Raw genomic sequence first — 22,925 nt, forward strand, 5'->3', positions numbered from 1 at the left:
ACGCCCTTAATCTTCTTCAAAGTTAATGTCGATGAGCTCTTTCACTTCACCTTTGTGATAGCGTTCGATGCTATTGACCGCCGCTACGCCATCCGCATCATCCAGCGCTTTCGCCTGAATCAGATCGCGTGGTTCGGCGACCATCATCGCCAGATTGTTTTGTGTGGCGCAGCCAAGAGAACCAATGGCTTCATAAGGCTTCACCATCAACTGGTTGGGATCATTAATCGTACAGCGGGTGGTTTTGACCACCAGCGCCTCGGAGATCACTTCCAGATCGCCGTTCTGACCACTCGCCGTAGAACGGCGCATCTGTTTCACATTCTGTGGATTAGCGCCGGCATTTTTCAGCACGGTCGCCAGTCGCCCAGCCATCTGCTCACCGCTCGCACTGTGCGGAATCAGCGTGATCGTTTGTGCCGATAACCGCCCCTGATCCTTCAGCATGATATTGAGCTGCTTTAACGACTCAGGGAGGAAACCCCGCCCGTTCGGCGCAGCCAGTAACGGCACGGACACCGATGACGGCTGGACGGCGATGGGTTGCAGAGCAGGTTGGTCAAAACGCTGCATACGTACATCGTTAATCGGTTTATTCCATCCGCAGCCTGCCAGCAGAAAAACGGCGGTCAGTACCGCTGCACGCAGGGGCAGAGGACGAAACGGAGGGTGGTTGCTATTGATCGTTTTCATGTGTTATTTCCCCTCGCGAACTCAGTAGAGATAGCCGATAGATGCAGAACGTGGCATGGACGAATCCAGCATTTTTACGCCTTGCCCCGGCGTCTGAAGATCGCCTGCATTAACCGGTTCAACCACATAAGCGGTCGCGATAATCACCAATTCCGTTTCTTCCTGACTGGTGGCTTCGCTTTCAAACAGGCGGCCAAACATTGGGACGCTACTCAGCCCTGGCACGCCGTTGATTGTCTGGCTACCGGCGCTACGCAACATCCCCGCCAGTGCAAAGCTCTGTCCGCTGGCCAGCTCTACCGTGGTATCCGCACGACGTACCGTTAAGGCCGGAATACGCGATCCGCCCTCCAGCTGTACGGAACCGACGTCCGTGAGTTCACTGACTTCCGGTGCAATGTGCAGGCTGATACGGTTGGCAGACAGCAGCGTTGGCGTCATGCGCAGAATCACGCCGTAGGATTTGTAATCGATGCTGACGCTGTTGTTGGTGATCAAAACGATAGGTACTTCACCACCCGCAGCAAACGCGGCGGTTTCCCCTGACATCGCCGTCAGGTTGGGTTCGGCCAATACGGTCGCCATGCCCTGCTGGTTCATGGCGGTTAACAACCCACTCAGTCTGGAGCGGCCGAAGTTCAGGAAGCCAGAATCTGTTGGGTTAGAAAATCGTCCGGTTGTAGCGTTGAACAGATTCAGACGCGAACCGCTGCCCGCACTCATATTCCCGCTGCCGGTGCTCAGCGATGCCGCCCAGTTGAAGCCCAGTTCGCTGGTCAACTTGCGGGACACTTCCACCACACGCACCTGAATATTGATTTGCGAAGGTGTTTTAATTTTCAGTTGGTTGATCACCTTGCCGGAGGATTCGCTGGAGCCTGGCAATTTTTCGCCACCGCCTCCACCACCGCCCTGCCCGCCCGAGGACGCGCTGATGTAAGCCTGTATGCTGTCGATGACGCGTTTGGCATCCTGCGGGGTATCCACGCTGCCGCGCACAATGACACCGCTGGGAATCGAGGCTTCCAGTTGGATATCCGCACCGGGGAATTCACGCTTCATGCGTTCACCCAGCGCTTTCAAATCATGTTCAGACACCAGGCGAATGGCATTGATGACATTGCCATTTTCATCCATCGCATAGAGCGTGGTGACACCGACACTTTTGGCGTAAACGAACAGGTTACCCGGCGAAGGCAGTTCAAAACTGGCGATATTCGGATCGGCCACCAGCACGCTATCCGGTGTATCAGCAAGTTGGAGTAACCGTCCCTGATTGACCGTTAGGTGAACTTCATCAGTGATAGGCGCTGTAGATACCCCAGCAGCTAGTGTGGTCGCAGGCAACATCATCGTCGTTAGCGTGACAGGCAATACCGCATTAAACAGGCAAGCAGCCAGCAATCGTTTGCACGTACCCCGAAAGTCCGATTTCAAAAACAGCGAAAACATCGTCATTTACTTAATTTCCGTAATGGGCTTCATTGTTCTATGAGCAGCTCGCGGCTCCCCGCAGGCTGTCAGATTGCGTACTCGTCTTATCGGGAGGGGAACGTCACCACGTCTTTTTGCTCACCGCGATAGACCTTCACTTTGTGTCCGCCGGATCCTGCAGATAGCGCCCCGTAGATATCGGTTGCTAGTGGAACCGTAGTCACGCTCTGTCGTTCCTTCAGCGGATCGACAACATCATCCTGCGTGGCACTGCGCAGCGATAAATGCAGAATTCCCAGTTCTTTAGCGACGGTCAGTGCCTCAGCCTGCTGCGGCGTGACTTCCAACGTGACGGTTTGATAGGTAGCAGGACGAGAACGCACGGCTGACTCACGACTCTTGGCTGCGGCATCAAGCGTCGCGCCATCTTCCATCGCATCCAAACGTGGATATACCGGCGTACCGACCTTATCATTCAGTGCCAGCACTCTCAGATCGCGAACAATGGTCTGCGAAGCCAAAAGTGGCATCACAACTGGCTGGTTACGGCTAACGGGTAACTCTGACTGATCGTCTCGTCTCATGCTGAGGATCACATCAACACGATCGCCTGCTGAGACTAGCCCAGCATTGCTCGCAATCGCGCTGGTAGGAACGGAGATAGCCCGCATCCCTTTATGCAGCACGGCGGCAACAAAGCCCGGTTCATTGGGCTTCACAACAACATTACTGCTAAGCTGTGTCCCCTCCTTTACCGTTTCACGCAGGGTTGCGCCAAATAGCAGAAACTGACTATCCCGGCCGCGAACGAAGTTAAACGAACGGGAAACTGATTCATCAGTGGTTTGCCAGCGTACTGAGCTAGAATCAATGAAATCACCGGGATGCAGATCTTTTGCTGCCACCAAGACAGCGATTTTTTCCGGCGCTTTAGCCACTACCGGAGGCGGCGCAGGGGGTTCAGAAGAGAGATGGCTACGCACCACCAGCGCAACAATGCCTGCCAGCACGAGCGCGCCTGACAGTACGTATGTAGAGTTCACTTTCATTTCAACTTGCCTACCCTAGCGTGTGTGTCTTAAAGCTGCGACAGAATTAAAACAAGGGAAAAATCAGGACATACATCGCGCCAAACGCAATGGCGACGCCGTAAGGTATGCCTTGAGAAAGGTCGGCGGGCAACGCGGGTGGCATAGGCAACCGACTCTTGAATATCCGGTTGGTGGTTTGAATGCCCATCGCCACAGCTGTGGGTACGGTATTCAGCAGCGGCAGGCTAAGCGCCAACACACCGCCAGCCAGCGCCGTCACCATGACGAAAACGATCTGGTGCCCTTGCCCAACCCACAGGCACAGCACACTCATCAGCTTGACATCCCCGGCACCTAGTCTGCCGGTGAGGAAAAGCAAAAAACCCACAACCAATACCGCCGCCGCACCTGGCAGCGCCCAAAGCGTTTTCCGTAATGCCAACATATCTAACGCACCGGATTGCAGGACATGTGAAGCGCTGAAGAACAGCCAGCCCAGCAATAAAATCAGTACCGCCCGATTGGTAATTTTGCGTACTAACAGGTCGGTACTGATGCACCACAGCAGGCAGCCCATCAGCAATGCCGTCTGCGGCCAGTGCGTGTAATCCGCCATCTCGCGTTTATTTCGCTGCGCCGGATGTACCGCCGCTGGTGCCCGTACCGGTAATTTGATCGGCGATTTGGCTGAATTTCTCATTCAACGCTTTCACGAAGATACCGTCACCGCCGAAAATAGCGCCAATTGCCGCCGCCATTGCAGCTGCAAGAATGCCGTATTCGATTGCCGTTACACCGCTTTCGTCACGCAGGAAAGAACGTAATTTTGCTTTCATGTTTTTCATGGGAAGAGCCTCTAATCCGCAGCCAAAGAAATCATGGCCTACTCGGGAATTCGGGGGCGCCATGATGATAATAAGATTAATAATGAGACTTATTATCAAGCGTCGCAAGCAGCAGAACATTAATATTCGTTAATCTTTCCATACAAAAAATTATCAATATAAATCAATAATTAACACAAATTCCGTTACAGAGAAAATTAATAGATATTCATATTTTTTGAAGGGATATTCATAAGAAATCGAGAGAGGCGTGTCGTGGCAAGCTGGGGGAAAATCGCTCGCCACATGTCTGTTCATCGTAAGAAAAAGCGCATTAACAGCGATTAAGGCATAGGTAGACGTTCAGGCCCGGCTCAGAGGAGTCCAGATAGAGCTTGCCGCCGTGCAGGTCGGTAATCGCCTGTACCAAAGACAGCCCCAACCCATAACCGGACTGAAACCAGGTATCCAGCCGCTGAAAACGCTGTAGCGCTTTGGTATGAAGCGCAGGCGGAATCCCCGGGCCACGGTCAGCGACGCTCAGGGCGATCCAGCCGCGATACAGCGTCACGCTCAAGGTGATGTATTTCCCCTGTGCCGCGTATTTCAGCGCGTTCTCCACCAGATTGGCCAACGCCTGAAACAGCAGCGCACGGTCGCCAAAGAGTTGGATTCCGGCTTTGATTTCAATTTTCAGCCGACAGCCGCGTTCTTCCGCCAGCGGCTGATAATATTCGGCAATTTCTTCCAGCAGTTGGCGCGCTTCAATGTTCTCAAACTGGTGCACACAGCGCCCGCTTTCGATTTCACCGATGCGCATCACGGTACGGAACAGACCGAGGATTTTGTGCACCTCGTCCACCGCCAGATTCAATTCATCACGCACGTCGTTATCCAGCCCTGCACGTTCCGTCAGGTTGAAAAGACGATTTTGCAAATGCGTCAACGGTGTACGCAGTTCATGCGCGACATGGCTTGATGTGTTGCGCACCTGTTCCATCAGGCGTTCAATCCGCTCCAGATTCTGGTTAATGTCGGCGCTCAGGCTGTCAAAATCATCGTCATAAGGCGACAGCGGCATGCGCACCTGCTGCTCGCCGCTGCTGTAGCGATGCAGCGCCGCACGAATTTTCTCCACGCTGCGCAAACTGCGTAAACTGAAATGGCGGCTGACAAACAGGCAGAAGAGCAGCACGATAAACAGTCCCGCTCCCGCCACAAGCGGGATCGTCCTCACCCGTTCCAACATGGGTCGGATGTTGTAGGCGGTAAACAGCACACCTCCATCATCCAGCATGACGGACAACCCGATCAGATTGGGGTCGTCTGGGCTGGAAATTTCGGCCTTAAGACAGCTGACATCCATCCGGCAATCGGTACGCTGCCGCATTTCCAGACGATGCGTATTGAAAGAATCGCTACTTAAAGGATGCGTTCTTAGAGGGTGATTGTGATACAGAATATCGCCCTGTTTATCCATCACCAGAAACAGCGGTAATTCATCCCCTTTCGCTCGATTATCCTGACGTAATTGCGTAATCAGACTGTCAGCATTCGTTAAACGCGACTGCATTGAGTAATCGTAAATATTACCCAGAATAACTTCACGGACATGCGTTCTAATCAACGTTTCGCTGAGTGAACTGAAGCCGACAATACACATCAGCATCATCAATAAGAACAGAAAAACAATGGTTATTGCCTGACGAAAATTAGAGGTACATAAAAAGCCGGGATATTGGCTTGCCCCGAGTAATTGCCAGTGTTTTATTTTTACCTGCCAGCGCTGCCCCAGCTTCTTTATTTTTATTTTATTCAGCGTGGCTGCCAACATCAGTTTTTTCCTTATCTACCGCGCCTAATGCGTAGCCCATCGCCCTCAACGTTTTAATTAATGGACGCGGGAAGCCTTTATCAATTTTCGCCCGCAGCTTTGACATATGAACGTCGATCAGATTGGTTTGCGGATCAAAATTGTAACCCCATACGCGCTCTAACAGCATGGTGCGCGTAATGGCCTGCTCCGGATTTTCCATCAATATAATCAGTAACTTGATTTCTTTATCGGTCAAATCGATACGCTTGCCGCCGCGCCATGCAACTCGCTGCATACGGTCAAGCTGCAGGTCTTCAAAAGTCAGCATAGAAGGATTATCCACGTGGCGTTTACCGCGCCGCGCCATAATATCCAGACGTAATCTAAGCTCATTAAAATTAAAAGGCTTGCCGAGATAATCTTCTGCGCCAAGCTCTAAGCCCATCACCCGATCGACATCACGATCCAGTGCGGAAAGCAGCATAATAGGGGGATGACGCGAGCCTTGTAATTCACGTAATACCGTAAATCCGTCCATGATGGGTAACATTCTGTCTAACAGAACGACATCATAAACTTCATCCTTGATCGCTTTTAATGCGTGTGCGCCATCGTGCACCATTCGGCAAGAATGGCCGTGGGAATGTAATTTAGACCCCAGCCAATGGCACAGCACAGAATCATCATCAACCACTAATACACGCATAATTTTCCCCTATAAACGTGGCTTATTACCTAATTAATTCAGGGTTAATGTCCGTTTATTTTTATCTGGTCCTTCAAACAGCCATTCACCCCACACGATGTTGATACCGTGCGGGCCGTTTTGTGCTTCTGGTTTTTTACTTTTCTGCTTTTTACTGCTCTACTTTTCACCTATGAGAAAAGTCCTACGGATAATAACAATCATTATCATTTAGTGACAAGCAGTTTACAATCGCCTGACGTCGTTCTTAGACTGGACGCATAAAAAACATCCCCATCACTTACGCCATGGGGATGCAGAGGAAGAAAAGAGAAAAGAAAGAAATCAACGCGGTAACGGGGATCGCCTCACCGCGTTTTACTCATTTTCGATCAGAAGCGCTTCCATCAGATCGAGATCGCGCAGCATTTTTTGCAACGTCTCATTGCTTATCTGCTGCGTGGCACGCAGGTGATACAGCTCCGCACGTTCGGAGTTCAGCGCGGTCAAACGGAAACGCCGCTCCAGATTCTCGATCAGCAGGCCGTTTTCAGGATCGTCTTTATCGATTAGCCTTCGGCGTAAGTTACCGATGACGCGCGCGCTGACTTCTTTCAGCACCTGCTCATCAATGTTTTCCTCTCGATCGGCCGCCAGACGCTCCTCCATTTTGTGCATACTTTTTATCGCCACTTCTGCCACCGCCATACGTGCCATGCGGATTTCTTTGGCGTGTGCGGCTTTATCCGCCACCACCACACCGCGCAGTAGAAATGGCAAGGCCAGCACGCCGCACAGCAGAGAAAACAGAATGACGCCCGTGGCGATAAACACTAACTGATAACGTGACGGGAACGCGGTGCCATCAGTCAGCAGCAGCGGAATAGACAGCACACCCGCCAGCGTAATCGCCCCTCGCACACCGGCAAAGGACGCGATCCACAGTTCGCGCGTAGAAAACTCGGCGAAGATCATCGGGCGCTTTTTCTGGATGTGCATGCTGTATCTTTTCATCACCCACAGCCAGCAGAAACGCAGCAGCAGCAGAGCACCGTAGATGATCGCGATATCGGTAAACAACATCCAGGTTTCAACCGTTGGGTCCAATTCCGCCTGCGTCACCGAAGTTTCCAGAATGTCAGGCAATTGCAGACCCAGCATGATGAATACCATGCCGTTAAACACGAATTCCAGCATCGACCACACGCCGTTTGCACGCAGCCGCATCGCCAGTGGTGCGCTACGGATGACGCCCGATTGACCGATCGTCATCCCCGCCGCCACCGCAGCCAGAATACCCGACACACCAATGTGTTCCGCAATCAGATACGACGCGAAAGGCAACAGCAGCAGCAGCACGATCTGCGTCGCAGCATCGTCACCGCTCCAGCGGCTGATAATGCGCAGCGATTTACCGAATATCCAGGTCACGCCGACGCCCGCCAGCAGCCCGCCCAGCGCCACCTGCATGAACTCCAGTGTGGCACCGGAAACCGTAAACACCATCGTACCCATCGCAATCGCAACGGCAAATTTTAGCGACACCAGACCGGACGCATCGTTCATCAACGCTTCGCCCTGCAAAATGCCCATCAGTTTTTTCGGAATACGATCTTCACCCACGATGCCAGAGAGTGCGACGGCATCCGTTGGTGACAACACAGCAGCCAGCGCGAAGGCCGCAATCAGCGGCATGCCCGGCACCATCCAGTAGATGAAATAGCCGATGCCCACCACGGTAATCAGTACCAGAACCAGCGCCAAACCAATAATTTCCCGACCGTGTCTCAGAAACTCACGCGTAGGCGTTTTCCAGCCGTCGGCAAACAGCAGAGGCGGAATGAAAAGCACCATAAACAGCTCGGGATTGAAATCAACGTGCAAACCGAACTGAGGCCAGGCCAGGATGGCACCCAGCGCGATTTGCATTAAAGGCAGGGGAATTTGAAAAGGTAAAATGCGGGTAACTACCCCGGACAGGGATACAACCAGGGTCAAAATAAGAATCGTAAAAAATATTTCCATGCTTTCCTTAGACGTACTCCTAAATCAAAAAATTCTGCCTGTTAGCGAGCAAACACCCCTTCCATATTTAACGCATTTAGTCCGGTATGAAAATGGATTTTTGGCCGAAATTTAGATTAATAACAAGATTGATTATCACACAAGTGACATCAACCCAAAGCCAATAAAAGGGCACATAAAATCGCGTTTGGCGTGAGAAATAATAGAGAAGGAAAAGAGGAAGGAAAGACGAGGAATAACAGACCTTCTGAACGGCGCCAGAAGGTCTGTTAGAAGGGATTACAGCGCCCAGCCGCCAGCGTAGAACACCACCAACGCGACAGCGATAATAACGGTACCAATGTTCAGTTTACGCCATTCGCCAGCGCAGATACGGCCTAATACCAGCGCGCCAAAGCCCAGCATAATACCGGTCACGATGTTACAGGTCAGTACGATGAATACGGCACATACCAGACCGGACATCGCGTCCACAAAGTCATCAAAGTTCAGTTTGGAAACGTTGCCCAACATCAGCAGGCCGACATACATCAGCGCGGGCGCTGTGGCATAGCCAGGCACCAGATACGCTAACGGAGAGACAAACAGCAGCAACAGGAACAGCACACCCACTACGGTTGCCGTTAGGCCAGTTTTGCCCCCCGCCGCCGTACCCGCTGCGGATTCGATGTAGACCGCTGCCGGTGATGTTCCGACCAGACTGGAGAAAATACTGCTCACGGAGTCTGCGGTCAGTGCCTTACCACCGTTGATGATTTGTCCGTCTTTATCCAACAGATTCGCCTGTCCGGCTACGGCACGGATCGTACCGGTAGCATCGAACACCGCTGTCATCACCAGCGCCAGTACGCTCGGCAGAACCATCGGCTGCAATGCACCCATGATATCCAGACTGAAGATCAGCGACGAACCGTCAGCCGCCGTCAGGCTCGGCAACGCAAAGAAGCCAGAGAATTTTACATTCGGGTCAAAAATCAGCCCCAGAATAGAGATCGCGATGATAACCAGCAGGATACCGCCCGGTACGCGACGCTTCTCTAAACCGATGGTCGCCGCCAGCCCCAGCAGGGACATAACGACAGGGAAAGAAGTGAAATTGCCCAGTGCGACCGGCAAGCCATCAATCGGGTTTTTTACCACCAAGCCCACACCGTTAGCGGCAATAATCAGCAGAAACAGGCCAATACCAATCCCCGTTCCGTGCGCCACGCCCATCGGCAGGTTACGCAAAATCCAAGAACGGATGCCAGTGACGGAAATGATGGTAAACAGAACGCCCATCAGGAAGATCGCACCCAACGCCACAGGAATGCTGATTTGCTGCCCCAGCACCAGACTGAATGCGGTAAACGCCGTCAGTGAAATCGCACAACCAATCGCCATTGGCAGATTAGCCCACAACCCCATCAACAGCGATCCCAGACCGGCAACCAGACAGGTTGCAACAAATACGGCCGCAGGCGGGAAGCCGGCCTTGCCCAGCATACTCGGCACCACAATCACCGAGTAAACCATCGCCAGAAACGTCGTCAGGCCAGCTAACACTTCCTGACGCACATTACTGCCGCGCTGTGTAATTTTGAAAAAAGCATCAAGCGTGCCCTGCGAGCCTGCCTGACGGGTGGTGTTTGACATGGTGGTATCCCCTGAAATGCCATTATTATTTAAGATCAATTTGACCGGTTCCCGCAGCCTTGCTCCGCGAATGCACCCACATCACTGGCGCATCATGAACCGTATGGCTCCGCCCGCAAACGATTAACTCGCTGAATGCAAAACCGGAAAACGTTGTTGTATCAAAACATTACCGTATAAAGACATTGCTGTATCAAAACAGGCGGTACTAAAACGAGCTGGATAAAACGGCGTCTGGCAATGTGAAGCGCACGATTATCCCGCTTCACCCGCGCGTATTTCAACTGCTAATCGAGACAATTTACCTATCTTACTTAATCTGTCCGATAAGGACGCCTTCAGCCAGTACACCTAACGTTCAATCGGGCAACTCGCTGAAAACGCGTCAGTATGAAGAAAAAGCAGAAACGGTTTTTAGACGGAAATCAAAACAGCGGTTTACTCCTCACAAACTGATCGTTCATTTTTTTGTGATTCTCATCACAAAAAAGTTGACCACCCGTATCAGTGCGAGTATTCTTAAAAACGTGAACAGCATCACAGAAAAACAATCAACTAACAATGAGGAAATGACCATGAAACTGCTGAACAAAATCATCGCTATGTTTGAAAACATCAACATCAACTTTGGTACTTTCAACCAATAATTATTTAAGAATCGTGGGGATAAAAAAGATGCGCGTTGTCCGCAAAATCAATCAAATATTAAAAGCGTTGGGCAAAACCTATCGCGGTGTTAACCCCCACGCTATCTTCCGTTAATCGTACTCAGTACGTTAACCACCATAAAATGGCTGCCATCCGGCGGCCATTTTTGTTTTACACGATACGTAACGAATTCTGCCATCACCAATACAGCGATGGCGCAGAAGCGCCATCAGATATCACACGTGCTGATGCCATCAGGCGTAGAGCGACACTTCCCCAGCCGGGCGCGTTTTAAAGCGACGGTGCAGCCAGAGATACTGCTCAGGCGCACGCATGATTTCTTTCTCAATCACCTTATTCATATAACACGCCGCAGCCTGTTCATCATGATAAGGGTAATCCTGTAATTCGGGCTGAATCACCAGCTGATAGCCAGAGGCATCAGGCTTACGAATCAGCACCGTCGTCATCATCGCCGGTTTTGCCAGACGACTGATCGTGTACGTGCCGCTGGTTGTCGCCGCATTTTTCACTGCAAAGAACGGGGCAAACACGCTGCCTTTAGGGCCGTAATCCTGATCGGGCGCGAACCAAACGGCTTCTCCGCGTTTCAGTGCTTGCACCATGCCACGCAGATCTTTACGGTCGATCATCGCCTTGTTCGAACGAGAACGTCCCCAGGTTTGCACCATTTCCATCGCTTTATTATTGTGCGGACGGTACATCGCCATCATCGGCCGACATAGCCCCATCGCCCTGCCGCCCAGTTCCAGCGACATAAAGTGAATACCAATCACCATCACGCCCTGGCCTTTTGCTGTAGCCTGATGTAAATGCTCCAGTCCCGAAACATCAAACCAGTGACGCACGCGACGATCGGACCAGAACCAGGCCATGCCCGTTTCGACCAATGCCATTCCAAGCGACGCAAAGTTGCTGTCGATCATCGCTTCCTTTTCGTCGTCGGAGATCGTAGGGAAGCATAATTCAAGGTTACGTCTGGCAATCGACACCCGACGTTTAAGAAAAACGCGGGACAAGCGACCCGCATTGCTCCCGATTTTCATCAGCAGCGGATAAGGAAGTTGAACTAATAAAAACAGCACGCCAAGGCCGAACCAAGTCGTCCAATAGCGTGGGTGGAGTAATGCCCTGGTAAAAGTTTGCTTAATTTTCATGATACTCGTCTTTAAGTGATTAACAGCGTACCGCATAAAGAGTCGTACTCATCGCGCTACATCTATCATGACACTTATTTATAGGAATCGTTTCAGCTGTGTGGAAAACTAGTTCTGACCGTTATCACGCATGAGGTTAAAAAGCAGGATGAACATGCTGATAACACAGAGGGGATGTTGAGCAACCGATGAACGGTTGACGGCAGAAGAATCATACCCGATTCATTCTTAATAAAGGAGTGGTCGGATAAGAAATATTCGCAATATCGCGTAGTCTAACGTTAACATCTTGGCATATATCAAAAAAGCGATTCGCTCCCTGGCGTTAAGACAGCGTCGATGACAAATAATAAGATAATCAAGGATTTGATGGAAAATGACGATTTCTCTCCCTTCCCGCCTCCCTATACTAGCCGCTCTCATCGCGAGTATCCCGGCCCTGGCGTTTGCCACAACATTCACCGATAGTTCTTTCTCTCATAAAGACTGGGAAGTGGTCTGTGATAACACGCTGACGTGCCGAGCAGCCGGCTACTCATCCGAAGAGCAGTACGCGGGGGAAGAGCAAGATGTTCCTGGAATTTCACTGCTTCTCACACGTCATGCCGGGCAAAATACGCCAATAACGGCAGACGTCATGCTCGCTGAGGTATACCAAGCGATTCCTAAAGGCACCACACTCACGCTAACCATTGATGGCGTGGATAAAGGCCTGCTCACCCCGACCAGAGACAATCTCTGGCAGCTAAATGAGAAACAAATTCCCGTCGTATTGCAGGCTCTAAAAGGAAGCGGGAAAGTAGCTTTTCGTCACAATGGTGCCGTTTCCGAACTGTCCGGGGCCGGTGCCTACGCCGTACTGTTAAAAATGGATGAGAAACAAGGTCGCATTGGTACAACAGACGCCATCACCAAAAAAGGAAATAAAAGCAGTGCGTTACCTGCCGTACCAACCCCTGTTATCTACGCAGCAGTCACTAAACAGGTGCCATCGCGAAATCTGACAGACGCAGAACAGTCGGCTATCCAGAAAAAACTGCTTAAAACGCTAAATAGCGACTGCGATAGATTGCTACCGCAAGATGACCAAAAAGCGGAGCCTATTGAGCTCACTCCACTAAATGACAGCCTGTCTCTGCTCAGCACCCTTTGTTGGCGCGCGGCTTACAACGAAGGCTACGCCTACTGGATCATCGATAACGCCATGCAGACTCAGCCACAGCTCGTGACGACAGATGGCACAGATTACGAAAATGGTGAAATTACCTCTGCACATAAAGGACGCGGACTCGCGGACTGCATGAGCTATGAATCCTGGACATGGGATGGCAAAACATTCCAGCAAAGCAGTGTATCGACCACAGGTTCATGCCGCATGATTCAACTTGGCGGCACCTGGGATTTACCCAGTTGGACGACAACCGTGGTGCAGCCGGGTAAATGAAAGGAATTGAGGTCATGCTATGACCTCAAATTCAATCATGGGAAAAGCTGTCGCGGAAGAATAAAACCACGCCTGAATTGACTAAACAAAATCAGTCAAGCAGCGTTGTTCCATAGGAGTTATCAACGGTGCAAAGCCAGTTCCCATCAGCGTCTTTCCTGAACACATAGGTAGCTCGCCGGGTGGTTGTGACAATACTGCCCTGCTCATCTGGATAATGCAGAACGGTTTCCATGATAACTAAAGCGTCTCCACCGCCCTCGATGACCTGCATATTGCCTTGTTCAACAACTAATTGATTTTTAAAATAATCGGCAATAGCGATAAATGCTTTTCTTATGTCATCTTTGCCTCTTGCAACCATGCCTGGCTTGATAACAAGTGCGGCATCCTCGGCGTAATAACGCATCAGAGCATCAAAATCTCGCTCAGATATTGCTTTATCGCAGGCCTCAATAATTTCGCGTATCGGATGTGGCTTCATAAGCGTTGACCTCAGTAAAGTGACATAGAATATTCTGGTTTGAAAAAGACCTATCCATCTGCTGCTAATAATATAATTACCACGTCATAACAACGTTAATGCATACAAAAAGGAGGTTACTCAATGATTTCGAAGGATAACGCAGAGCACTACGTCTGGGGCGATAACTGTGATGGATGGTATCTCGTCAAAAGACAGGATATGAGTATCATTCATGAAAGGATGCCATCAGGAGCTAAGGAAAAACGTCATTATCACTCAGAATCAAGACAGTTCTTCTTTGTGCTTGCTGGTACCCTAACGATTGAATTAGAAGGAGAAGCACACATAATCACTGAACATCAAGGTCTTGAGATTCCTCCCAGTGCAAAACATCAGGCCAAAAATGAATCAGATGATGATGTTGATTTCATTGTCGTCTCACACCCGACGACTCGGGGAGACCGTATCGACCTTCTATAGGTCATTCAGCATATAGGATGTAGCGTGACATCATGTCCTATACATTCTGAGGTATAAATTTCGCTAGCCGCGTTTTTCCCGAATGACTGAAAAATAGCGGTAAATCTTGTGATTACTGGATTTGTTGGACTTGGGTGGACGTTGAGAGAAGTGTAATTGGAGCGAGTGAAGGGAATCGAACCCTCGTATGCAGCTTGGGAAGCTGCCGTTCTACCATTGAACTACACTCGCACACAGAAGCGAATGGCATTATAGCGCTGTGCCGTTGCCGAGCAAGTAAAAAACCCGGCAACATGTTGATATTTTAGCCGGTTATTCAGCCGTGGAGAGCGGCAGAAACAGCGTCTCATAGCCGCTGGAAATAACGTGCCAGGCAAAGTAGGCAAATAACAGCGTGGAAATCAGGCTGCAATAGAATGAGATACGCTCTTTCAGCAGCCGCTGACCGTACTTCACCAATGCGGCGAGGAAGAATGTCCACAGCACGCCGCCCAAGAAAAAGCCCAGCAGAAACAGGCTGATCATGAAAGCTGAGCCATCGGTAGACTGCGCGATGATAGTGCCGCCAATCGCCGCAAACCACAGCAACGCCGTTGGTGACGCCAGCGCCATGCCGACGCCGCTGAAAAACTCGGTATAGCGGGCAGGTGGCGCAGTAAAATCCGCCCCATTCGCTGTCGCAGAAAGGTCGGCGAAGCGTTTAACCTGATAGTCACGCCATGCTGCGCGCGCCATACTGAACGTCATCCAGATCAGAATCAGCCCGCCGCCAATCCACAGCACCCAGCGCACGGGCGTCAGATTAAAGACGACCGCCAGACCCAGTACCGACAGCGTGGCATAAAATAGATCGCCGAAACAGGATCCCAGCCCGATATAAAATGCCGAGCGCGGCCCATACCGCAGCCCACGGTTAATAATCGCGGTATTGACCATCCCCAAATCGAGACACAGCGACAGGGATAGCAGCATCCCCGTAAACACAACCAACAGCATGGCATTCCCTTCAAACAATAAGCAATAACGCGAGTCTAGAGCCCAAGGGAAACGCTGTATTGTCAAAAATTGATACGGCGGAACTGCCCCGGTGTCATGGCGTTATAGCGGTTGAAGGCTTTCGTGAAATGCGCCTGATCGGCAAACCCGACATCGCCCGCGACCTGACTAATCGCAGTCCCCTGCCGCAGCAGTTCCCGCGCTTTACACATGCGCCGCTGCATCAGCCATGCCAGCGGCGGCAACCCAACCGCCTGATTAAACGAGCGTACCAGATGAGCGACCGACAGATTCTCCTGCTGCGCAAGCTGGTCGAGCGTGGGAACATCACTGAGATCGCTCAGCAATCCATCTTTGATCCGCGTGATCCGCTCTGCTTCTTTAACCTGACTTTGAAATGGCTCGTGATGCTGGTTTTCCATCAACCCCGCGAGCAGCAGGATAATGCGTTCCTGACGCGTGCTGTCGTCCAAATCAGAGATGACCAGCTGTTTTAACTCGGCTGCCAATTGCGGCGACGGATTCCAGCCCCGTGAGAATCGAAAGGTTTGGTGGAAATAATGCTCAAACGCCTGCGGGTGAACGTACAGCGATGCGCACTGCCAGCGGTCAAACGCGTTCTCGCTGCCTTGCAGTTGGTTGGGATTGTAGGTTGTCACCATATCGTTGGTGGCAACAAAGGTTTCTCCATCCAGCCAGACCGTTTCCAACCCGCTGAGATTGGCACTGATGACGAACTCATCGTGCGTATGTCGTGGAAAACTGCGGCCGTTGGTTAACAGCGCCAGTTCGAACCAGGCATCGCGGTACGTCATCATGATGGGTGTTCCGGCAGTGAATGAATGCCTGAAAATATCATCTTCCCCCGTTGGGCGACAATCACAGAATGACGGCAAGAATGCGGAGATAAAACGGGATAAGTGAAGAGACTATCGAGGTGAGATCGAGATAAACGGGGATACCACGGTGAGAGATGTCCCAACGGGAATCTCATCCCCGTGTTTTCCCTAATATTTGGCATTATCGATAATAAAAAAACCGGTGCAGTTGCACCGGTTCAATAAAGTATGACAACAATATCAGGCTGGCTTTTTACGCTCAGCTGCTTACTTCTGTGGACGCATCGCCGGGAACAGGATCACGTCGCGGATGGTGTGGCTGTTAGTGAACAACATCACCATACGGTCGATACCGATACCCAGACCCGCAGTCGGCGGCAGGCCGTGTTCCAGCGCCGTCACGTAGTCTTCGTCATAGAACATCGCTTCGTCATCGCCCGCGTCTTTCGCATTCACCTGCTGAGCAAAACGCTCTGCCTGATCTTCGGCATCATTCAGCTCGGAGAAGCCGTTACCGATTTCACGGCCGCCGATGAAGAACTCAAAGCGATCGGTGATTTCTGGGTTCTGATCGTTACGACGCGCCAACGGCGACACTTCAGCTGGATATTCGGTGATGAAGGTCGGTTGGATCAGGCTGCTTTCTGCCGTCTCTTCGAAGATCTCGGTAACGATACGGCCCAGACCCCAGCTTTTCTCGATCTTGATCCCCAGAGATTGAGCGATCGCAGTCGCTTTCTCCAGATCGTCCAGATCGGCGACGTTGGTTTCAGGACGGTATTTGCAGATCGCTTCACGCATCGTCAGCTTCTCGAACGGCTTACCGAAGTCGAATGTCTGGTCACCGTATTGCACCGTCGTCGAGCCCAGCACGTCCTGCGTCAGCGTACGGAACAGGTTTTCCGTCAACACAATCAGGTCTTTATAATCGGCATACGCCATATAAAGTTCCATCATGGTGAATTCAGGGTTGTGACGTGGGGAAACGCCTTCGTTACGGAAGTTACGGTTGATTTCGAACACGCGTTCAAATCCACCAACGACCAGACGCTTCAGGTACAGTTCCGGCGCAATACGCAGGTACATATCGATGTCCAGCGCGTTATGGTGCGTGATGAACGGACGGGCAGATGCACCGCCTGGGATCACCTGCATCATCGGCGTTTCAACTTCCATGAAGCCGTGATCGACCATAAAGCTACGGATCGCCGCCATCACTTTGGAACGAATACGGAAGGTATTGCGAGATTCGTCGTTAGCGATCAGATCCAGATAGCGCTGGCGATAGCGGGTTTCCTGATCGGCAAGGCCGTGGAATTTATCCGGCAGCGGACGCAGCGCTTTAGTCAGCAGACGCAGTTCGGTGCAGTGGATGGACAGTTCGCCGGTTTTGGTTTTGAACAGCTTACCGCGCGCGCCCAGAATATCGCCCAGATCCCACTTCTTGAACTGCTCGTTATAGATGCCTTCCGCCAGATCGTCGCGGGAAACATACAGCTGAATACGGCCACCGACGTCCTGCAAGGTCACAAAAGAAGCTTTACCCATGATGCGACGGGTCATCATACGGCCCGCTACGGTCACTTCAACGCCCAGTTCTTCCAGCTCTTCGTTCTCTTTGCCATCGAACTCAGCGTGCAGACGATCGGACGTGCTGTCACGGCGGAAATCATTCGGGAATGCGATCCCGGTTTCACGCAGCGCCACCAGCTTCTCACGACGCGTTTTTAATTCGTTATTCAGATCCTGCGCCTGATCGGCACCCTGTGATTGTGATTCAGCCATGTGAATTCTTATAACCCCGCTTTTAAACTTGCTTCAATAAATTTGTCCAGATCGCCATCCAGTACGGCCTGAGTGTTACGTGTTTCCACTCCGGTACGTAAGTCTTTGATGCGCGAATCATCCAGAACATAGGAACGAATCTGGCTGCCCCAGCCGATATCAGATTTGTTGTCTTCCATCGCCTGTTTCTCAGCATTTTTCTTTTGCATCTCAAACTCGTACAGCTTGGCTTTCAGCTGTTTCATCGCCTGATCTTTGTTTTTATGCTGAGAACGATCGTTCTGACACTGCGTGACAATACCGGTAGGCATGTGGGTAATACGCACCGCAGATTCTGTCCGGTTAACGTGCTGACCACCCGCACCGGATGCGCGGTAAACGTCAATACGCAGGTCTGCCGGATTGATTTCGATATCGATATCGTCCTCAACTTCCGGGTAAACGAACGCGGAGCTAAATGAGGTATGGCGGCGGCCGCCGGAATCGAACGGGCTCTTACGTACCAGACGGTGCACGCCGGTTTCGGTGCGCAGCCAGCCAAATGCATAGTCACCGATGATCTTGATGGTGGCGGATTTCGTACCAGCCACGTCACCGTCTGACTCTTCAATAATTTCGGTTTTAAACCCTTTGGCTTCCGCCCAACGCAGGTACATACGCACCAGCATGCTGGCCCAGTCCTGCGCTTCCGTACCGCCAGAACCTGCCTGAATATCCAGGTAACAATCCGCACTGTCGTACTGGCCGGAGAACATGCGACGGAATTCGAGCTGGCCTAATTTATTTTCCAGCGCGTCCAGTTCTACCGTGGTGTCATTGAACGTATCTTCGTCGTCTTCTTCCACCGCGAGCTCAAGCAGACCGGCTACATCTTCCAGACCCTGAGTCAGTTGATCGATGGTATCTACGATGGCTTCCAGCGAGGAGCGCTCTTTTCCCAATGCCTGAGCACGTTCAGGCTCATTCCAGACATCAGGCTGCTCCAGTTCGGCGTTTACTTCTTCGAGGCGTTCTTTCTTGGCATCATAGTCAAAGATACCCCCTAAGAACGGCACTACGTTCAGACAGATCCTGAATGCGGTTTTTTACCGGATTAATTTCAAACATGATTTTTTATATTCTTACGTTAAGTCGTTGACAACGGAATGGTGTAACCCGCCATTCTAGCGGATAAAAGGCCCATTTTATAGACTTTCTGCCCGCGGTATTCAGTTCACACGGCTAGCGCGGCCACAGATGTTGAATCAACAATTGCACCGAACGTTTACCGCGAAACTCGTTAATATCCAGCCGGTACACGATTTCCACTTCTTTGATACTCGGATCCGGCCAGATGCTGGTATCAACATTAAACGCGATGCCATCCAACAACGGCACCTGCCCTGTCGTGCCGACCGGTTCAAACATCGCTTTTAAATGACGTTCTTTGAGTAGACGGGGTTGCAGAATCCGAAAGCGCCCATCAAATGTCGGCTCAGGGAATGACTGGCCCCACGGCCCCGCATAACGCAGCATTTCTGCTGTTGAGAGCAGATCCAGTTCCGGCAGTACCAGTTCACCGTCGGACCAGACGACGCCTTCCAGTTGAGACGGATCGAGCCATTCGCCAACCAGCTCGCCGAAGCGCTGACGGAAATCCTCGAACCGATCTTCGTGCAGAGATAATCCTGCCGCCATCGCATGTCCGCCGAATTTTTCCATCATACCGGGATACAGCGTATCCAGCCGTTCCAGCGCATCGCGCAGATGCAAACCCGCAATGGAGCGCCCTGACCCTTTCAGCATGCCGTCGCCCGCAGGCGCAAAGGCAATCACCGGGCGATGAAAACGCTCTTTAATACGCGACGCCAGAATACCGACAACGCCCTGATGCCACTCCGGGTGGTACATCGCCAGCCCGTATGGTAACTCAGTACGGGTGCGTTCCAGCGATTCGCACAGATGCAGCGCTTCTGCCTGCATTCCCTGCTCAATGTCCCGCCTGTCCTGATTCATGTCATTCAGTTCGTTGGCAAGGATGCGCGCTTGTACGATGTCATCGCTGAGCAGTAATTCGACGCCGATCTTCATGTCGTGTAGTCGACCGGCGGCGTTCAGCCGTGGGCCTAACGCAAAGCCTAAATCGCTGGAGACCAGTTGGCTGGCATCGCGGTTCGCCACTTCCAGCAGCGCCCGAATACCCGGACGACATTCGCCCGCACGAATGCGGTTCAGCCCCTGCGCCACCAGAATTCGGTTATTGGCATCCAGCGGTACGACGTCTGCGACCGTGCCCAGCGCCACCAAATCCAGTAATTCGGTGAGATTCGGTTTCACCAGCCCCTGTTGCGTAAACAAGGGTTGCGTAAACCAGTCACTATCACGCAGGCGCACGAACAGCGCCATCATCAGATAAAACGCGACACCTACGCCCGCCAGCGCCTTAGAGGGAAACTGGCAGTCAGGCAGATTGGGGTTAATCATGGCGTCGGCGTCAGGCAATATTTCGCCCGGCAGGTGGTGATCGGTCACCAGCACGGTGATACCACGGCGATGCGCATCCTCGACGCCCGCGTGAGAAGAGATTCCGTTATCCACGGTCACAATCACTTCTGCACCTAGTGCAGCAGCCTGCGCCACGACTTCCGGACTGAGCCCGTAACCGTCTTCAAAACGGTTAGGCACCAGATATTTCACGTTCACGCAGCCCATGCTGCGCAGCGCTAATACAGTAAGCGCAGTGCTGGTAGCGCCGTCGGCATCAAAATCGCCAACGATGACAATACAGCGCTTCTCAGCCAGCATTTTTTGCAGCAGGTCGACCGCGTTATCAATTCCACTTAGTAACCGGTAATTGAGTAAACCACTCAGGCTACGTTCCAGCTCCTGAGCCGCTTTAACGCCACGCTGCGCATAGAGGCGACGCAGCAAAGGCGGAAGGGTGTCAGGTAAATCAATGTCCTCCGCCAGCGGACGCCGACGGAGTTGGGTAATCATATCCACGTAGCATTAACCGCCGGTTTTCTTCGAGGCTTTATGTGCTTCCAGCATCGCCAGCATTTCTTTTGGCCCTTGGTATCCCGGCACGACCATACCGTCTTGCAGCACGATAGCAGGAGTGCCCTGCACGCCAAATTGGATGCCCAGTTGGTAATGTGCGGCGATATCGGTTTTGCACGTTGCTGGCGAGATCGCGTCGCCCTTCATCGCGCTATCAAACGCTTTATTACGATCGGCCACGCACCAGATAGACTGCATATCTTTTGCTGCTGGCGATTTCATGCCCTGACGCGGGAAGGCCAGATAACGCACGGTAATGCCCAGCGCGTTGTAATCTTTCATCTGTTCATGCAGTTTGTGGCAATAGCCGCAGGTGATGTCAGTGAAAACAGTAATAACGTGTTTTTCCTGCGCGGCTTTATAAACAATCATTTGTTCCTGTAGCGCATCCATCTTGCCGATCAGGATTTTATTGGTGGTGTTGACCGGCATGGTGCCGCTCACGTCATAAAGCGGGCCTTGCAGCAAATGCTTGCCGTCTTCGCTGATATACAGCACGCCACTATCGGTAATGACGGTTTTCATACCCGCCATCGGCGAAGGCAGGATTTCCGCCCCCTGCATATCCAGACGCGTCAACGTCTGTTTGATCGCGGCATCATCGGCGTGAGCAAAGTTGGTTGCCGTCGCTACTAGTAAAGAAAGCAGTAATAACCCTTTTTTCATTTCATCAATCCTGTTTGTGTCGCAACGCCATGGTGAATACGTCGCTCGTAGCAATACGCCAAGGTGGTTGGCGAGAGGCCCCGCCAGTCAGATAACATCCTGTTACTCTGTCTACTTACTCTATGCTATGCGCGCGGATGGTGCTGCTGGTGAAGCTGTTTCAGCCGCTCCGTCGCCACATGGGTGTAAATCTGCGTCGTGGAAAGATCGCTGTGCCCCAAGAGCATCTGTACGACCCGTAAATCCGCGCCGTGGTTCAATAAATGGGTAGCAAACGCGTGGCGCAAGACGTGCGGTGAGAGCTTTTCGCTGTCGATGGACGCCAGTACCGCATAATACTTGATACGGTGCCAGAACGTCTGGCGCGTCATTTGCCGTGCTCGATTGCTGGGAAACAGCACATCGAGCGTTTGCCCATTCAGCAGCCACGGGCGACCATGTTCCAGATAATACTCGATCCAGTACACCGCTTCTTCACCGAGCGGCACCAATCGTTCTTTATTGCCTTTTCCCAGCACGCGAACCACGCCCTGCCGCAGGCTGACATCGCTCATCGTCAAACCGACCAGCTCAGAAACACGCAGCCCCGTCGCATACAATACCTCAAGCATGGCCTTATCGCGTAATTCCAGCGGCTGTTCAATGCTTGGTGCGTTAAGCAACGCATCAACCTGCGCCTCGCTCAAATCTTTGGGTAGACGCTGCGGCAGTTTCGGGGAGGATAGCACCGCACTGGGATCGTCGCTGCGCAGCTTTTCCCGATAAAGGTACTGGAAGAAGCGACGCATCGCGCTCAACAAACGGGCCGAACTGGTCGCCTTGTAGCCGCCATCAACCCTATCGGCGAGAAACGCCTGAAGATCGAGCGCCTGCGCCTGCAATAAGTCGTTATCATGATGTGCAAGCCATTCCGCAAGCGTTCGCAGATCCAACCGATAAGACGCCAGCGTATTCTCGGCCAGATTTCTTTCCAGCCACAGCGCATCGAGAAACTGTTCGATAAGCGCCTGATCGTGTTCTTGCATCGCGGTGTCCTTCCTCACTGATTGGCAATATTATGCCGATGAAGCGGCGACTTTACACCTTCATCAAGACCGTATTCTCTCGCAGCCAGAATTGTGCGCGTTCTCACATATCCCGCGAACATCAACATCGCCATAACATTCTCCGGCAAAAATAAGGCTGTGGCACATTATATTTTATGTATTGAGAATATATCGGAACAGGCTCCTTGAAGCCGC

Annotated in this window: 21 protein-coding genes and 1 tRNA gene; 3 read left to right on the top strand and 19 right to left on the bottom strand. The window is 51.8% G+C overall.

Annotation, left to right across the window (positions count from 1 at the left end; genetic code table 11):
- Nucleotides 1–6: 6 nt before the first annotated feature.
- The 9 genes from I2D83_RS18335 to I2D83_RS18375 form a co-directional block, all read right to left on the bottom strand.
- Complete coding sequence (locus tag I2D83_RS18335; RefSeq protein WP_180777509.1) at nt 7–693, bottom strand: CpaD family pilus assembly protein; 687 nt, start codon at nt 691–693, stop codon at nt 7–9.
- A gap of 21 nt (nt 694–714) precedes the next feature.
- Nucleotides 715–2,151, bottom strand: a complete 1,437-nt coding sequence (locus I2D83_RS18340; RefSeq protein WP_012773367.1) for a type II and III secretion system protein family protein — start codon at nt 2,149–2,151, stop codon at nt 715–717.
- A gap of 80 nt (nt 2,152–2,231) precedes the next feature.
- Nucleotides 2,232–3,176, bottom strand: a complete 945-nt coding sequence (cpaB, locus tag I2D83_RS18345; RefSeq protein WP_205947065.1) for a Flp pilus assembly protein CpaB — start codon at nt 3,174–3,176, stop codon at nt 2,232–2,234.
- Nucleotides 3,177–3,222: 46 nt separating this feature from the next.
- Nucleotides 3,223–3,774, bottom strand: coding sequence for an A24 family peptidase (locus I2D83_RS18350; RefSeq protein ID WP_012773365.1), 552 nt, complete (start codon nt 3,772–3,774; stop codon nt 3,223–3,225).
- A gap of 7 nt (nt 3,775–3,781) precedes the next feature.
- Nucleotides 3,782–4,003: a Flp family type IVb pilin gene (locus I2D83_RS18355; RefSeq protein ID WP_010285252.1), complete on the bottom strand. Its 222-nt coding sequence runs from the start codon at nt 4,001–4,003 to the stop codon at nt 3,782–3,784.
- 313 nt (nt 4,004–4,316) lie between these two features.
- Complete coding sequence (locus I2D83_RS18360; RefSeq protein WP_182101054.1) at nt 4,317–5,816, bottom strand: sensor histidine kinase; 1,500 nt, start codon at nt 5,814–5,816, stop codon at nt 4,317–4,319.
- Nucleotides 5,794–6,504 (bottom strand): response regulator transcription factor, encoded by a 711-nt coding sequence (locus I2D83_RS18365; protein ID WP_205947066.1) that lies wholly within the window; start codon nt 6,502–6,504, stop codon nt 5,794–5,796. The genes I2D83_RS18360 and I2D83_RS18365 overlap by 23 nt, the downstream gene beginning before the upstream one ends.
- Before the next feature lie 357 nt (nt 6,505–6,861).
- Nucleotides 6,862–8,508: a Na+/H+ antiporter gene (locus I2D83_RS18370; RefSeq protein WP_012773363.1), complete on the bottom strand. Its 1,647-nt coding sequence runs from the start codon at nt 8,506–8,508 to the stop codon at nt 6,862–6,864.
- A 279-nt stretch (nt 8,509–8,787) separates the two neighbouring features.
- Complete coding sequence (locus tag I2D83_RS18375; protein ID WP_012773362.1) at nt 8,788–10,143, bottom strand: NCS2 family permease; 1,356 nt, start codon at nt 10,141–10,143, stop codon at nt 8,788–8,790.
- Nucleotides 10,144–10,385: 242 nt separating this feature from the next.
- On the opposite strand from I2D83_RS18375, the gene I2D83_RS18380 reads away from it, so the two are divergent.
- Nucleotides 10,386–10,790 carry a hypothetical protein gene (locus I2D83_RS18380; RefSeq protein WP_182101053.1) on the top strand — a complete coding sequence of 135 codons (405 nt, stop codon included), beginning with the start codon at nt 10,386–10,388 and terminating at the stop codon, nt 10,788–10,790.
- Between the two features lie 255 nt (nt 10,791–11,045).
- Here I2D83_RS18380 and lpxP read toward each other — a convergent pair whose 3' ends face one another.
- On the bottom strand, nt 11,046–11,969 hold the full coding sequence (gene lpxP / locus I2D83_RS18385; protein ID WP_012773357.1) for a kdo(2)-lipid IV(A) palmitoleoyltransferase: 924 nt from the start codon (nt 11,967–11,969) through the stop codon (nt 11,046–11,048).
- A 376-nt stretch (nt 11,970–12,345) separates the two neighbouring features.
- Between lpxP and I2D83_RS18390 the strand changes: the two genes are divergently transcribed.
- On the top strand, nt 12,346–13,413 hold the full coding sequence (locus I2D83_RS18390; protein WP_205947067.1) for a DUF1176 domain-containing protein: 1,068 nt from the start codon (nt 12,346–12,348) through the stop codon (nt 13,411–13,413).
- Nucleotides 13,414–13,504: 91 nt separating this feature from the next.
- Here the strand turns inward: I2D83_RS18390 and I2D83_RS18395 are convergent, their stop codons facing one another.
- Nucleotides 13,505–13,897 (bottom strand): YybH family protein, encoded by a 393-nt coding sequence (locus I2D83_RS18395; RefSeq protein ID WP_205947068.1) that lies wholly within the window; start codon nt 13,895–13,897, stop codon nt 13,505–13,507.
- A gap of 123 nt (nt 13,898–14,020) precedes the next feature.
- Between I2D83_RS18395 and I2D83_RS18400 the strand changes: the two genes are divergently transcribed.
- Nucleotides 14,021–14,359, top strand: coding sequence for a cupin domain-containing protein (locus tag I2D83_RS18400; RefSeq protein ID WP_180777503.1), 339 nt, complete (start codon nt 14,021–14,023; stop codon nt 14,357–14,359).
- 157 nt (nt 14,360–14,516) lie between these two features.
- On the opposite strand, the gene I2D83_RS18405 is transcribed toward I2D83_RS18400, so the two are convergent.
- The 8 genes from I2D83_RS18405 to xerD all read right to left on the bottom strand — a co-directional run bounded on the left by I2D83_RS18405 (nt 14,517) and on the right by xerD (nt 22,709).
- Nucleotides 14,517–14,590 (bottom strand) — tRNA-Gly (locus I2D83_RS18405).
- An 81-nt stretch (nt 14,591–14,671) separates the two neighbouring features.
- Nucleotides 14,672–15,355 (bottom strand): LysE family translocator, encoded by a 684-nt coding sequence (locus I2D83_RS18410; protein WP_205947069.1) that lies wholly within the window; start codon nt 15,353–15,355, stop codon nt 14,672–14,674.
- Between the two features lie 62 nt (nt 15,356–15,417).
- On the bottom strand, nt 15,418–16,173 hold the full coding sequence (locus tag I2D83_RS18415) for an AraC family transcriptional regulator (RefSeq protein WP_205947070.1): 756 nt from the start codon (nt 16,171–16,173) through the stop codon (nt 15,418–15,420).
- Nucleotides 16,174–16,461: 288 nt separating this feature from the next.
- The gene (lysS, locus tag I2D83_RS18420; RefSeq protein WP_180777501.1) at nt 16,462–17,979 is read right to left on the bottom strand and encodes a lysine--tRNA ligase; all 1,518 of its coding nucleotides are present in this window, start codon (nt 17,977–17,979) and stop codon (nt 16,462–16,464) included.
- A gap of 8 nt (nt 17,980–17,987) precedes the next feature.
- A protein-coding gene (gene prfB, locus I2D83_RS18425; RefSeq protein WP_012773350.1) for a peptide chain release factor 2 occupies nt 17,988–19,086 on the bottom strand; the annotation gives its coding sequence in 2 pieces (ribosomal slippage) (nt 17,988–19,010 and nt 19,012–19,086; 1,098 coding nt in all).
- Between the two features lie 114 nt (nt 19,087–19,200).
- Nucleotides 19,201–20,961, bottom strand: a complete 1,761-nt coding sequence (gene recJ, locus I2D83_RS18430) for a single-stranded-DNA-specific exonuclease RecJ (protein WP_205947071.1) — start codon at nt 20,959–20,961, stop codon at nt 19,201–19,203.
- Between the two features lie 6 nt (nt 20,962–20,967).
- Nucleotides 20,968–21,684, bottom strand: coding sequence for a bifunctional protein-disulfide isomerase/oxidoreductase DsbC (gene dsbC, locus I2D83_RS18435; protein ID WP_012773348.1), 717 nt, complete (start codon nt 21,682–21,684; stop codon nt 20,968–20,970).
- 125 nt (nt 21,685–21,809) lie between these two features.
- Nucleotides 21,810–22,709 (bottom strand): site-specific tyrosine recombinase XerD, encoded by a 900-nt coding sequence (gene xerD / locus I2D83_RS18440; RefSeq protein WP_012773347.1) that lies wholly within the window; start codon nt 22,707–22,709, stop codon nt 21,810–21,812.
- Between the last annotated feature and the right edge of the window lie 216 nt (nt 22,710–22,925).

This window comes from Pectobacterium aroidearum (assembly GCF_015689195.1).
GTDB classification, from domain to species: Bacteria; Pseudomonadota; Gammaproteobacteria; order Enterobacterales; family Enterobacteriaceae; genus Pectobacterium; species Pectobacterium aroidearum.

What these genes read in the sequence shown, in the direction of transcription:
- I2D83_RS18410 (WP_205947069.1), bottom strand. Translation starts at nt 15,355, where the DNA reads ATGCTGTTGGTTGTGTTTACGGGGATGCTGCTATCCCTGTCGCTGTGT.
- xerD (WP_012773347.1), bottom strand. Translation starts at nt 22,709, where the DNA reads ATGCAAGAACACGATCAGGCGCTTATCGAACAGTTTCTCGATGCGCTG.
- lpxP (WP_012773357.1), bottom strand. Translation starts at nt 11,969, where the DNA reads ATGAAAATTAAGCAAACTTTTACCAGGGCATTACTCCACCCACGCTAT.
- I2D83_RS18340 (WP_012773367.1), bottom strand. Translation starts at nt 2,151, where the DNA reads ATGACGATGTTTTCGCTGTTTTTGAAATCGGACTTTCGGGGTACGTGC.
- I2D83_RS18390 (WP_205947067.1), top strand. Translation starts at nt 12,346, where the DNA reads ATGACGATTTCTCTCCCTTCCCGCCTCCCTATACTAGCCGCTCTCATC.
- I2D83_RS18365 (WP_205947066.1), bottom strand. Translation starts at nt 6,504, where the DNA reads ATGCGTGTATTAGTGGTTGATGATGATTCTGTGCTGTGCCATTGGCTG.
- dsbC (WP_012773348.1), bottom strand. Translation starts at nt 21,684, where the DNA reads ATGAAAAAAGGGTTATTACTGCTTTCTTTACTAGTAGCGACGGCAACC.
- I2D83_RS18400 (WP_180777503.1), top strand. Translation starts at nt 14,021, where the DNA reads ATGATTTCGAAGGATAACGCAGAGCACTACGTCTGGGGCGATAACTGT.
- I2D83_RS18355 (WP_010285252.1), bottom strand. Translation starts at nt 4,003, where the DNA reads ATGAAAAACATGAAAGCAAAATTACGTTCTTTCCTGCGTGACGAAAGC.
- I2D83_RS18350 (WP_012773365.1), bottom strand. Translation starts at nt 3,774, where the DNA reads ATGGCGGATTACACGCACTGGCCGCAGACGGCATTGCTGATGGGCTGC.
- I2D83_RS18370 (WP_012773363.1), bottom strand. Translation starts at nt 8,508, where the DNA reads ATGGAAATATTTTTTACGATTCTTATTTTGACCCTGGTTGTATCCCTG.
- cpaB (WP_205947065.1), bottom strand. Translation starts at nt 3,176, where the DNA reads ATGAAAGTGAACTCTACATACGTACTGTCAGGCGCGCTCGTGCTGGCA.
- I2D83_RS18360 (WP_182101054.1), bottom strand. Translation starts at nt 5,816, where the DNA reads ATGTTGGCAGCCACGCTGAATAAAATAAAAATAAAGAAGCTGGGGCAG.
- I2D83_RS18375 (WP_012773362.1), bottom strand. Translation starts at nt 10,143, where the DNA reads ATGTCAAACACCACCCGTCAGGCAGGCTCGCAGGGCACGCTTGATGCT.
- I2D83_RS18335 (WP_180777509.1), bottom strand. Translation starts at nt 693, where the DNA reads ATGAAAACGATCAATAGCAACCACCCTCCGTTTCGTCCTCTGCCCCTG.
- I2D83_RS18415 (WP_205947070.1), bottom strand. Translation starts at nt 16,173, where the DNA reads ATGATGACGTACCGCGATGCCTGGTTCGAACTGGCGCTGTTAACCAAC.
- I2D83_RS18395 (WP_205947068.1), bottom strand. Translation starts at nt 13,897, where the DNA reads ATGAAGCCACATCCGATACGCGAAATTATTGAGGCCTGCGATAAAGCA.
- lysS (WP_180777501.1), bottom strand. Translation starts at nt 17,979, where the DNA reads ATGGCTGAATCACAATCACAGGGTGCCGATCAGGCGCAGGATCTGAAT.